Origin of the sequence: Rhodococcus sp. NPDC056516, from assembly GCF_042794655.1 — a bacterium.
GTDB lineage: Bacteria > Actinomycetota > Actinomycetes > Mycobacteriales > Mycobacteriaceae > Rhodococcus_F.
The window spans coordinates 3,826-16,316 of sequence record NZ_JBHTTG010000004.1; the positions used below are offsets into that span (position 1 = coordinate 3,826).

Sequence of the window (12,491 nt, forward strand, 5' to 3'; positions counted from 1 at the left end):
CGTGCCCGCGGCAACACCGGCGTTGACCTTCACCTGATAGGTGAGAACAACAGACTTGCCTGCCTGAAGATTCGCGGACCACGACAAAGTGCTGCCCGACAATTTCGGAGCAGCAACAGGAGCACCGTCGACGGTCGCCTTCAGCGAACCAGGAACGACAGCAGCATTATTGAGAACAGCGCTCAGATCATCAGTGATCGTCGCGGGAGTCAGGGCCGTCTTACCGGTGTTTGCGCCGGTAACGGTGTACGTAATGGTGTCGCCGGCCTGAACCGTCGAACCGGAAGCCGGATCCGCCGTCTTGGTCAGCGTGAAACCAGGCATGGGATGTGTCGTGCAGAGATTTGTTGCAGGATCACATGTTGTGGGAGGAGTTGTAGTCCCCGGAACCAGATAGTTGTTCAGGACTTTGTTGCCGCCATCTTTGACAGTGACGGTGTATGTGACTGTCCCCTTGCCGCCAGCCGGCAACGTGCCGCCGACCTTGATCTTGTCGGTGCCATTCAATGCGGCGGTGAGTCCGCCGGTTGCGGCCCCGAGCGCGACAGTTCCGTCGTCGATGACGTCAGCGAGGTAGTCCGTGTAGTCGATCGTCGCCGGAGCAGTTCCGGGATTCTCGAAATTCAGAGTGTAGGTGATTGTTTGACCGATATTGACCGTCTCACCGGTAGGTGGTGACGACGACTTCTTCACGAGAACCGGGGTGTTCTTGACCTTGCAGTACACGTTGTCACCCGGTGTAAGTGCTGCCTGCGCAACGTCACCGACCCTGAGTGACTGGGTCACGCCATTCACCTGGCAATCCCATGACGTCGCGTAGTTCGCGGTCTTGGTCGCCGAGGTAGTGGGCTTCTCCCAGAACGTGACAGGAGTAGGTGTCGTATCTGCGAGGAGCGTCCGCCAGCCAGTCGACGCCGTCGTATCAGTAGCGCCGGTTGTGGTGCTCTTGATCTCGGTAGCTGCAGCGGCGCCCGCATCAGCGTGGTGTCCGGTGCTCATGCCGATAGTGAAATCGTCACCGGGGGTCACGCGCGTGAGGTCCTTGTCGATCTTGACCTTCGACAGCAGCACACCGAACGCCAGACCCTGACGCGAGGTGTCCTGAACGGTATTTCCGAAAGTGGCTGCGAAACTTGTCGGAGCAGTCGATGCGACGACCAGCGTTCCGGGCGAGCGTTCTTGGCCATTGACGTAGTTCCACGAATCGCATCGCACAGTGGTGGCGGGCATAGCTGTCAGCCCACCGTCGCAGGCCTGAATTCCGGGGTAGCCAGGAGCATCGGCACCGACGGTACGTGCAATCTGACGTAGAGACTTGTCCGAACTGAAAGTGAGGAATTCACGGTCGTTCGTACGGTTCACATTCGCGTCTGTCGACTCAGCGTCGGCTGCTACGAGACCGTAGTTGTTCACGGGCCCATTCGGCCCCGTCATCACGATGTTCCTCAGCGACACGGTTCCACCGGACTGACCAGCGGTGGCTGAGGTCTGGTAGATCGCCGGCTTGATCGTCGTCGGCACACCCGTGTACGCGGAAGTTCCCAACGCCGCATAGCTCAGCGTGGGGAAAGCTCTAGTTTCGATTCCCTGGTGAGTCTTACCCGCTACCGAGTCGGTGAGGAAAGCCTTGAAGCTGATCTTGTAGCCGTCGGTGAGCTGGATTTCCATCGACTGCCCGGCCGCAGAAGCAGCCGTGGTCGCATTGAGCGTCGACATATCGATCCAGCAGATGTTCTGCGAGAACGGACCGGTACCAGGGGCGCTGAACGCGCAGCCCTTTGCCGGCTGTTCGTCAGGAAGAACAGCGGCGCGAGCCGGTGCCTGAGCCTGTACGGGACCGCCGAGCGTGGTAGCCGGTTGTGCGGACGCAACGACCGCCGTCGCGCCGGAGATACCGAGAATCATCGCGATGGCGGTCCATACCACCGTCCACGCTCGCACCCAGGGCGGTAGCCCTGCGGTGAAGATGACCGACCTAGTCGGCGGTAAGTCGTTAGGCATTTCTTACTCCCCAGGATGTGCCTGATCGATGTTCAGTGGACTGAGATGCGAGAGCGCTGGCGCGAACTCCCGATTGATCGGTTGGTTCGGGTCGATGTGCCTGCATTCGGCTGATCAACCTCGCACCGGACGCTGCTGCCGGTCCTGTCATTCGAGCTCCTCTTCGGAAACACCTGTGTGTTGGAAGAGCCGCCCTGAACAGGACCTTGGCCCTCGAAATCCATGCAAATCGAGAGCAACCTTCCAGTTATCTGCATCAAGATAACAGATAACCGGGAGCTTGCCCATCGAAAGCGAGACAAAGCGGACCGTTTGACGTTTTCGTTCGTAGATCGGACAAGCTGCGTCGAGCGGAGTTGTTCAGACGGACAATTCGGCCGATTTGGCACACCACTGTGACGCTTACGTTGGTTTCGACGTTCTTGGCTGAACAGACCGGACGATCGACAACCGCGAGCGGAAGTTAAATCTGGACAAATGACCAATATCTATAACGCCTGTTTGGCGCATCGCGTCGACTTAAACAAGGAGCAGACGAACGGAACCGAATAGGGCCCCGGCGACCGCGCGAGCCCCCGAAATCAAATGAACTGACTCCGATCGAGCCCAGCCACGGCGGCTGGTAGCGAAGCGCGATGAAGTCCCGATATTTGAGTAGCAACGCGCCGAATTTGATAGAAACCGGACGGCCACCCTCGATTCGGACCGAACCTCAAGTCCTTTTTCGGCTTTTTCCCGCGAGGAAGTTTTGCTCGTTTTCCGACGCAGTTACTTTTTAATCACGCTCAGCTGGTCGGATGTTCAGCAACCCGGCTACCCTTCGGCAGAATTCTCGTAACCGGAGAGCAACAACCGGACTAACCAACCAAGCGTCGTAAAGACGCCAAAAAGGGCCCTTCCACATGCGCCGAGATGGATACTTCGAGGGCAGAAGGGCCCGAAACGGGCAAAGCGAGGCCTAGCAGCAGAATCTAGCTGCTACCGAACCCCACACTGTTGGCGTAGCGATCGAAATCGCCCTGGGCTCCGCTGTAGACGTTGATGTCGGTATTCCCATTGATACCGGGGATGCGTCCGGTGCTGGTGTACTGCCAGAAAGTCCAGTTGGACCAACCACCGGGTAGCGGCCCCGGGGCATTCTGCCCGTTGTAGTCAGCGATCCACAGCGGGTAGTGGTTGAACTCGGTGGTGTTGGCCATCTGAGTGCGCCAGAAGTTGGGGTACGTGTAAATGATGGGCTGCCGCCCGGTAAGTGCCTGGACTGTATTCAGGTAGCGATGAGTCCAGTCGATGACCTGTCCGGCGGGCAGTCCCTTTGCATCCTCGAGATCCAGAACGGGCGGCAGGTCACCAGGTCCGTTGATACCCAAGACGATCGCCGAGTAGAAGGCGGCCTGAGCTTCGGGGGATTGTCGAACATCCGCATAGTGGTACGCCCCGCGTGAGACGCCGGCAGCACGCATGACCAGGCAATCCTGGATGAAGTACGGATTGACGTAGTTGAGCGACTCGGTGGCCTTGACCATCGCGAACTCGTGCCCTGACGCCTTGACCTGGAACCAGTCGATTCCGGTTCCGTCCACGTGCTGCCACGAAGAGACGTCCGGGCCGCGGGGAGCGTCGGCAGCGGCGAGGCCAGGTGCCGTGATCGCGATGGCAGCAGCCATCGCGATCGGAGTGAACTTGCCCAGTGTCCTGACGATCCGTCGCTCGGCCATTTCCCGAGAGTAAGGTTGATTGGTCCGTTTTGTCCGCTAATTCAGGGAATGTTCACTCAACCGAGCCAGTCGAGAACGGCCGCCGCGGTCCACGACTGTTGCATGCTCCCCAACGGTTCTCCGGTGAAAGGCTCGTAGTACTCGGCAAATGTGCCGTCGCTGGCCTGTCTCAACCCCTCAGAACGCAAGACGTGCGATCGCTCGGCCCAACCCCTGCGCGCGAACGCCCACGAGAACAACCACGTGATGACCGGCCACACCGGGCCACGCCAATACTCGCGCGGGCGAAAATCACCGGAAACCGGAGACGTGGACGGCGGGACAGCAAACCGCATGTCCGGGTGACCACAGAATTTGGGCCCCTCGAAAGTGCGCAACAAAGCGCGCTCGGCATCGCGGCTCAAACCACCGCAGAGCAACGGCGCAAACATCGCGATGGTCTCGGTATGAACCCACCGTCCGGTGCGCAGGTCGAAATCCTTTGCTGCACCGGACCGTTCATCGGTGGTGGCAATCACGCCCTGCCGGAATCGATCTGCCCAACCGCGCAGATCACGGACGTCGGAGTTCGGCCGCGAATGCTCCTCACCGATAGTTGCCAAGACGTCGCATGCCATCGAGAAGACTGCACTGACAAACACGTCCTCGACGGCAAAACTCATGGCTGTGGCGAGCTGAGAGTCCTCGTACCGCACGGCCTTCATCTCTTCGAGAAGCCAAAGGTAGCGGTCGTATTCGTGATCCGTGGGACGCTGAGACAGGTCCGTCACCACAGCGAGATCAGCACGCTGATACGCAGGCACTTGTCCCGCAACAACATTCGCGTACGCCAGATCCCACCGCGGAGAGTTGTCCATCCCCGATTCCCACCCGTGATAGAGCGCGATACGGCCGTTGCCGTCGAGATCGCGGGCCTCCGCCAACCACCGGTGCCACCGAACCAGATCGCTCCAGCGCCGGTCGAGGAACTCTTCCGCGACCGCACGCGTCGTACGTCCGTGCCGACGCGAATGATCGAGAATCCGCTGCACCGCAATCGCGTGGACGGGGGGTTGGGTGATTCCCGACGTGGCGGTACCCAGAGGCGCGTGCGCAGCCAAGGCGTTGACGTCCCACCGCGTCGGGCCGGGGAAGTAGCCGTCGACACCGTTCGCGAACACGATGTGCGGAATCATCCCGTTCTTCCACTGAGCAGAGAGCAAAGTATCGAGCTCTACCACCGCCCGCTCGACGCTGAGCGGCGCCAAACCTACCGCGACGAACGCCGCGTCCCAGCTCCACATGTGGGGATACAGCTTCGGGGCGGCGCTGGTCATCGTGCCCAAGTCGTTTCCGCGCAGCAGGTAGGCAGCTCGGGCGGCGAGCTGAGTCGGGGTGAATCCGCGGTCGGCCATAGATGTCTATTTTGCGACGCGTCGAGCCTTTGCGCTCACCGAGCACGAATCGGGCGCGGCAGCCGCAATAATGAAGGAAGTCCGTCAGGTGATCTCGGAGTGGAGGCCTAGTGCGCGAGAAGATCAAAGCACTGCTGTTCGACGTCCAGGGCACAGCGACCGATTTTCACAGCACACTGTGCCGAGAGGCCCGTCGAATCACCGACGCCGACGTCGACTGGTCGCGATTCGTCAATCTCTGGCGCGCTGAATACTTCGCGAACACCTCCGAGGCCGACGACTCCACGGGCGAATGGGTGACAGTACATTCGGTGTACCGCGAGGCTCTGCGCAAGCTGTTGGCCCGCGAGAACATCGAACTTTCCGATGCCGAACAGGAAGAACTCACCACCGCCTGGAAATTCCTGGACCCGTGGCCCGACACTGTCGCCGGCCTGACAACCCTGCGCCAGCAGTACACAATCGCTGCTTTGTCCAACGCTGACGTGAATGCCGCAGTCAGCATCTCCCGGCACGGAAATCTGCCCTGGCATGCCGTCTTCACCGCCGAGATGGCCGGCGTGTTCAAACCCGATCCGAAGATCTACCACCTGGCTGCTCGATACCTCGGCTACGACCCGGCCGAGATCATGATGGTTGCCAGCCACAAATACGACATCCGGGCGGCCAAAGCTCTCGGATTCCGCACCGCCTTCATCGCCCGACCCCTCGAATTCGGAGCCGAGGGCAATCCCGATGTGGCGTTTTCCGACGAGTTCGACATCAACGCCGAGGACTTTCTCGATCTGGCAGCGCAATTGGTGCTCTGATGCCGTGCCCGCGCGTCGTTGCTGGTATTCCTACGTGAAGGAATATCGAAACGGACAGGCGGTTTGGAATTCATGGGCACCAAGGAAGACAGCGCTACCCGCGAACGCAAGGCCCTGCGGTACTCGCTCGTGGTCGCGACGGCGTTGGCTGTACTCGCCGCATTCTGGGGCTGGATCTCGCAGTCCCAGGTGATCCTGCTCGACGGTGTGTACGCCCTCATCGGAATGGTGCTCACGGCGCTGTCGCTGCGGGTCTCGCGGATAGCCGACTCGGGCCCCACCGCACGCTTCCCCTTCGGCAAAGAGGCGTTGATTCCCGTAGTCATCGCCGTCCAGGGCATGGCATTACTGGCGACGCTCGCCTACGCCGCAGTCGAGGCAGTTCGTGTCATCCTCGCGGGCGGGGCCGACGTCACCGCGGGATCGTTGGTGGCATACGGCGCTGTCAGCGCAGTGGTGTCGATCGTCATCTGGCACTACGTCGGCCAAGTCGACCGCACGTCGGATCTGCTGGTCGCCGAAGCCAGGCAGTGGGGAGCATCGGCTGCCTTCAGCGCGCTGGTTGCCGTCGGCGCTGTCGTCGCAATGATCCTGGGCCGCACCGATTTCTCCGACGCCGACCGATACGTCGACTCTGTCTTGGTCCTCCTCGGCTGCGCGATGTTGGTCCCACAACCGTACGCACTTCTGCGAACCGCACTGATCGAACTCCTCGAAGGCGCTCCCGGAGAACAGGTTCAGACCCGAGTCCGCGAAGCCATCACCGTCGTCCGCGCCGAATTCGGTTTGGAAGAACCGACTCTCACGATGAGCAAAGTCGGTCGCAAGCTGTATATCGAAGCGACGTTCATGGTCGCGCCGCACAGCTGGGACATCGACGGTGAAGACGCGGTACGACGCTCGTTCGCCGCCAGCCTCGCCGACCTTCCCTACGAACCATGGCTGAACATCGAACTGACCACAGATCCGGCACTGATGCTCTAGCGACGGAATCTGCTCTCGAACAACAGAATCACGTCCATGCGATCGTCTTCGCCTTCCGAAACAATTCCTTGACTCGAAAGTTTGTTCGAGTATGATGGGAGATGGAACGGGGGGTTCTCATGACGATCAACATCACCGACGACGCTGGCACTGGCAATGATGCTGTCGCCGACGTGGTCAACAGCTCCGCCGTGGGAGTGCGCGCACGATTGTGGCGGCTACACCCCACCGACGTCCGCGAGATCGCCATCGCTGCATCAGCGGAAATCCTTCGCCTGGAAGCCATTCGAGTAGCCGCCCTCGACACCTTGACGTTGAACCCAGACGAACAAGTGCTCTGCTACCGCGGCACCGGAGAATGGCTCGCACACCACACCATGCTGCAAATCCCCGCCGGCAGAAGAATCGCAGCCCTGGGAAAAGCCCTACGATCATTTCCCGAGATCGAGAACCAATTCGACACCGGTGACCTCACTTTCGAACACGCAGCACTGATCGTGGCATTCTGCGAATCCCCACCCAAAGCAATGCCCGAAGCCGCACTACCGCACTGCCGCGACACACTCCTCGCCGCAGCATCCGGAACCGAAGCAACCACCGTCAAACTGCGCTACGCCATCAGCGTCCTCGAGCACATGTTCGAATCCGACGACCCACCACCAAGCGAAGACACCGACCGCAACGAACTCCGCATCTCCCCCACCCTCAACGGAAGAGTCGCCGTCCGAGGCGATTTCGACGGCGCAACCGGCGAAATGCTTCTCTCCGCCCTCTCCAACCTCTCCATGCCCACCCCCGCCGAGGACGGCACACCCGACAAACGATCCGCCGCCACACGCAACGCCGACGCCATGGCAGAACTCATCCGGCGCTACCTCGACAACGCGGCCACCGGCATCGACGGCGGCCAACGCCCACACCTGAACGTGCACATCAACGCCAAAGACCTGGCATACCACCGTGAATGCGCCTCCACCACAGGCCACTCAACAGGCGATGCCTCGACACCCGACCCGTCCGACGGTGACGACCTCGACACCCTGGACCTTGGCATGCCAGATCTCGACAGGCAAGATCTCGATGTCGGGCATATGCCCTGGATGGGGCCACTGAGCGTCGGCCGCACCCGCATGATCGCCTGCGACTGCATGCTCTCGACCGTCCTCCTCGACGAGAACGGCGCCCCACTCGACGCCAGCCCACTGAAAAGGCTTGTCACCGCGGCACAACGCACCGCACTGATCGCCCGAGACAAAGGGTGCGCCTTCCCCGGATGCGACTGCGTCCCCGCCTGGACCGACGCACACCACATCAAACACTGGGCCAAAGGAGGACCAACCGTCATGGACAACCTGGTCCTACTCTGCCGATCCCACCACACCCTGATGCACCGAAAACCCGGATTCACCGGCAAATGGGAAATCCGGATAGGCACCGATCACCTGCCCTGGTTCATCCCACCACCCGGCATCGACCCCGACCAGAAACCCCGCCGCTCCACCACACGACTCTGAACCCGGAGGTCACCGAGCAAACGCCTCGGTGACCCATTCCGGCGTGCTTCGAGCGCACTCACATGCGTGTGCTCAATTGCCCGCCCACTCCAAAAGGTTTTCGGCGGTCCAGGTATTGATCACCCGATCCGCTTCGACGCCGCACTTTTCGGCCCGGTCACAGCCGTAGCCCTGCCAAGCCAGCTGACCAGGAGCATGGGCGTCGGTGTCGATGGAGAAAAGACAATCCAGATCGCGGGCCAACTCGATCAAACGCGATGGCGGGTCACGACGCTCCGGTCGGGAGTTGATCTCGACGGCGGTGCCTGATTCTCGGCAAGCCTCGAACACTTTCTCCGCATCGAACTGCGACTCTGGACGGGTTCCGCGAGCACCCTCGACGAGACGTCCGGTGCAGTGTCCGAGAATATCGACACGCGGGTTTCGCACTGCAGCAAGCATTCTGCGGGTCATCGCTTCGCTCTCGGACCGCAGCTTGGAGTGCACGCTCGCCACCACGATGTCGAGTTCGTCGAGTAGATCTGGATCCTGATCCAGTGAACCGTCTTCGAGGATGTCCACCTCGATTCCCGTGAGGATACGGAAGGGCGCCAGTTCGGCATTCAACCCGGCTATGACGTCGAGTTGAGAACGTAGACGCTCCGCGGACAGCCCGTTGGCAACAGTGAGGCGAGGCGAATGGTCGGTGAGAGCGCAGTAATCGTGGCCAAGTGCTGCTGCGCGTCGCATCATCTCTTCGATGGGGCTTCCGCCGTCGGACCAGTCGGAGTGTGTGTGGAGATCGCCGCGCAGGGCTTGGCGCAACGGGCCGTCTCCGATGGGCTCGGCCTGCTCGCGCAATTCTGCGAGATATTCGGGGACGCCGTCGTACGACTGGGCGATGATCATCGCAGTTTTGGGGCCGATGCCGGTGAGAGCCTTCCAACTGTCGGCTTTCCGGCGAGACTCTTTCTGCTCGTCGGACAATCCTGCGAAGACCTCCGCGGCTCGGCGATAGGCCTTGACGCGGTGCGTTTCGGCGCGTGATCGTTCGAGCCAGTAGGCGATCTCCCGAAGCGCTTCATCCGGTTCCATGAGACCACTGTTCCGTCAGCAGCGGCTTGCGGCAACCCTTGATCCACTTACGCTGTGGTTATGGACGATCCGAGAGCACGATTTGAAGCCGCGCGGGTGGCTCACCTGGCAACGGCAGATGCGGCCGGCGTTCCGCACATCGTGCCGCTGGTATTCGCCCTGGTCGGCGAAACTGTCTATTCCTGCGTCGACCACAAACCGAAAACCACCACCGCGCTTCGCAGGCTCCGGAACATCACCGAGACGGGGCGAGCAAGCCTTCTGGTCGATCATTACGACGACGACTGGTCCGCGCTCTGGTGGGTCCGCGTCGACGGACATGCGGAGGTTCTAGACCCCGGCACCGAGGAGTCCGAGAGCGCGATCGATGCTTTGGCCGCAAAGTATCCGCAGTACGTAGATCACCGACCGCACGGACAGGTGATAGCTGTCCGCGATGTGGAGTGGTCGTCATGGTCCGCAGCAGCCTAAGGTTCTGTCCTAGTGTTCAAGGAGCGAAAGTGATTGCAACACTCTCAATTCGGACAAAATGGTGGGGGATCGATGAAACGACGGCAGTTACTTCAGCGCGCAGCCACAGGTCTGGCGCTGGTAGCGGGACCTCAGGTGATCGACATGGGTAGCAGTTCCGGAAGCAGCCAAGACGCGGCAACGCCGGACGAGCTGTTGTCAGTCGTTTCGCTCTCGCACGTGAACGACCCCGCGACGACGCCGGTGTTTCCCGGCGATCCCGAGTTCACTCTCGACACAGCGGCAACCATCGCAGATGACGGCTACTACCTCCAGTACGTCAAGGAGGGCGAACACACGGGCACACATTGGGGCGCGCCGGCGCACTTCCAGGAAGGTGGACTCACAGCCGACCAACTCGATCCGGCCGACCTCTTCCTGCCCGCGGTGAAGATCGACATCCGAGACAAGGCTGCCGCCGATTCGGACTATGCGCTCACCGTCGCGGACATTCAGGAGTGGGAGACGCGCAACGGCAAGATCCCCGATGGAGCGGCCGTAGTTCTCTGGACCGGATGGGAATCGCGCTGGGGTAGCGAAGAATATGCCAACGCCGACGCCGAGGGGGTCACCCACCAGCCCGGCTTCTCGGTGGACGCGGCGCAGTGGCTGATAGACACCGGACGTCTGGGCACCCGCGGAGCATTGGGAACCGACACGTTCGGTCCCGATCTCGGAAACGACGAGACCTACCCCGTCTCGACGCTCCTGTACGACAAGCATCGAATCAGCCTGGAGAATCTGAACAATCTTGCTGCCCTACCAACTACCGGGGCGAGCATCCTTGTCGGTGGCGCGATCAACAAGGCCGGATCGGGTTCACCGGCAACGATTTTCGCACTCCTACGGCGCTAGTCTTTGCGGCGGTCGCGATAGACGGCGATCGCGGTAGACAACGACAGCGCCCTTTCCACTTCTCTTCGCGTCGTACATCGCCGCATCGGCCTGGCGAAGAAGAGTGTGCGCACTGAGTGGTTCGTCCCCGGCCCCGAACTGCGCGGCCCCGAACGACGCGACACCGACGCTCGCGCCTACCGATACCGAAATGTCGCCTGCAATCCCATCACTACTGAGAGCGTCGACGATCCTTCGAGCTACGACGACCGCTTCGTCGATTGAGCCCTGCAGGAGCACTGTGAACTCGTCGCCCCCGAATCGAGCGACAAACGCACTCTCGGGAACCGCTTCGCGCAGACGTGCTGTGAGGGCAACCAGTAAACGATCACCGGCTGGATGCCCGTACTGATCGTTGACCTGCTTGAAATCGTCCAGGTCGACAAGCATCAGCACCCGTTCGGACTTCGTGTGGCGGTAGTCGTCGATGGCACTTGCGAAGTGCTCGTCGAACGCGGCCCGGTTGGCGAGCTCGGTGAGTGGGTCGTGATGTGCTCGGTACCGGAGCTCGTCCTGGGCAGCGGATATCTGTTGGAGGAGCGCGTCGTTCTCGAGGAGAGTGAGAATTTGGCGCACCAGCGCGAGAACCAGCACAACGACGCCGAGTATCACGACCACGGCATCGAGGTTGCCGACGATGAGTGCCTGAACCGTCACTATCGTCGCGATGACCGCGATCAACAGGTACGGCAGCAGCAATTGAGTTCGATCACTTCGCCAATGTTGTTGAGCTGTGCGCGACCGTGGCTCAGCTCGTTCGGTCAACGCCGCGAGCGCGATCAACGGCGGGCCGGCGATGAACCCCGCGTCGGCGATGGTCGGCATACTCTCGGCGCCGATCGCCACCAAGTACGCGTACAGGCTGTCCGAAAGGGAGAGCATCACCAACCCGCACCCGAGGAACGTCAGCGGTTCACGGATCTCGGCGACGGCCTTCGGTCCGATGACCATCAGCAAGACCATCGCGATCAGAACGAAGTCGGTGATCGGATACATCACCGCGACGAGAAACCCGAGAGAGCCAGTCGGACCGGTGTGCACGACGGCGCCGAGGGCAGTCGTCCACGTGAGGATGAACAATCCACCGACCACGACCAGACCGTCGAGCGTGAGCACCATCCAGAGGTGGATCGGACCGATCGCCTCACGTCGGGGTGACTGGCGCACCAACGACAGAAGAGCCGGCACGGCAAACACCGGGAACATGAAGAAACCGATGTCCGCGATCGACGGCGACGGAAGGGAAACGTGCAGAACCGAGCGGTAGAACGCCCAGAAGAACATCCCGAGAGTCCAGCCGGCCATACCGAGAGCCATCAGAGTTCGCCAACGACGCTCGACGCCGTGATGGCGCCGCGATGTCCACCAACAGACCGCAGTCGCGGTGGCTCCGCCGACGAGCTGGGCGATATCGTCCACCAGAACCGAAGCTCGTGGGCTGAGCAGCCCGGATCCGGCGAGGGCGATGACCGCGACAACGACGCCGAGAACCAGCCACGTGCGTCGTGCTCGGAACTGCGTCATCGAAGAACCCATCGGTGTTCAAGGCGTCACCACCGATTATCTTGCAGCCGGCATCGTTGCGGCCGGAAT

Annotated in this window: 10 protein-coding genes; 5 read left to right on the plus strand and 5 right to left on the minus strand. The window is 61.2% G+C overall.

Going from position 1 to position 12,491, the window contains the following annotated elements; translation table 11 throughout:
- From ACFQ6Y_RS12945 to ACFQ6Y_RS12955, 3 genes are all read right to left on the minus strand, one after another.
- Positions 1-2,001: isopeptide-forming domain-containing fimbrial protein (locus ACFQ6Y_RS12945; protein WP_378632915.1), on the minus strand; the 2,001-nt coding region annotated here is incomplete at its 3' end.
- Between the two features lie 971 nt (positions 2,002-2,972).
- Complete coding sequence (locus ACFQ6Y_RS12950; protein ID WP_378539838.1) at positions 2,973-3,719, minus strand: glycoside hydrolase family 25 protein; 747 nt, start codon at positions 3,717-3,719, stop codon at positions 2,973-2,975.
- Positions 3,720-3,775: 56 nt separating this feature from the next.
- Positions 3,776-5,113: an amylo-alpha-1,6-glucosidase gene (locus ACFQ6Y_RS12955; protein ID WP_095973755.1), complete on the minus strand. Its 1,338-nt coding sequence runs from the start codon at positions 5,111-5,113 to the stop codon at positions 3,776-3,778.
- Positions 5,114-5,223: 110 nt separating this feature from the next.
- Between ACFQ6Y_RS12955 and ACFQ6Y_RS12960 the strand changes: the two genes are divergently transcribed.
- The 3 genes from ACFQ6Y_RS12960 (at position 5,224) to ACFQ6Y_RS12970 (ending at position 8,420) form a co-directional block, all read left to right on the plus strand.
- On the plus strand, positions 5,224-5,922 hold the full coding sequence (locus ACFQ6Y_RS12960; RefSeq protein ID WP_378632919.1) for a haloacid dehalogenase type II: 699 nt from the start codon (positions 5,224-5,226) through the stop codon (positions 5,920-5,922).
- Positions 5,923-5,994: 72 nt separating this feature from the next.
- The gene (locus ACFQ6Y_RS12965; protein WP_378632924.1) at positions 5,995-6,906 is read left to right on the plus strand and encodes a cation transporter; all 912 of its coding nucleotides are present in this window, start codon (positions 5,995-5,997) and stop codon (positions 6,904-6,906) included.
- Between the two features lie 119 nt (positions 6,907-7,025).
- The gene (locus ACFQ6Y_RS12970; protein ID WP_378632928.1) at positions 7,026-8,420 is read left to right on the plus strand and encodes a DUF222 domain-containing protein; all 1,395 of its coding nucleotides are present in this window, start codon (positions 7,026-7,028) and stop codon (positions 8,418-8,420) included.
- A gap of 72 nt (positions 8,421-8,492) precedes the next feature.
- Here the strand turns inward: ACFQ6Y_RS12970 and ACFQ6Y_RS12975 are convergent, their stop codons facing one another.
- Entirely contained in the window at positions 8,493-9,494 is a 1,002-nt protein-coding gene (locus ACFQ6Y_RS12975) for a PHP domain-containing protein (RefSeq protein ID WP_378445162.1), read from the minus strand.
- 60 nt (positions 9,495-9,554) lie between these two features.
- Between ACFQ6Y_RS12975 and ACFQ6Y_RS12980 the strand changes: the two genes are divergently transcribed.
- Positions 9,555-9,965, plus strand: coding sequence for a TIGR03668 family PPOX class F420-dependent oxidoreductase (locus tag ACFQ6Y_RS12980; RefSeq protein ID WP_378541263.1), 411 nt, complete (start codon positions 9,555-9,557; stop codon positions 9,963-9,965).
- Between the two features lie 144 nt (positions 9,966-10,109).
- Positions 10,110-10,859: a cyclase family protein gene (locus ACFQ6Y_RS12985; RefSeq protein ID WP_378634333.1), complete on the plus strand. Its 750-nt coding sequence runs from the start codon at positions 10,110-10,112 to the stop codon at positions 10,857-10,859.
- On the opposite strand, the gene ACFQ6Y_RS12990 is transcribed toward ACFQ6Y_RS12985, so the two are convergent.
- Complete coding sequence (locus ACFQ6Y_RS12990; RefSeq protein ID WP_378632933.1) at positions 10,848-12,422, minus strand: diguanylate cyclase; 1,575 nt, start codon at positions 12,420-12,422, stop codon at positions 10,848-10,850. The genes ACFQ6Y_RS12985 and ACFQ6Y_RS12990 overlap by 12 nt on opposite strands.
- Positions 12,423-12,491 lie beyond the last annotated feature (69 nt).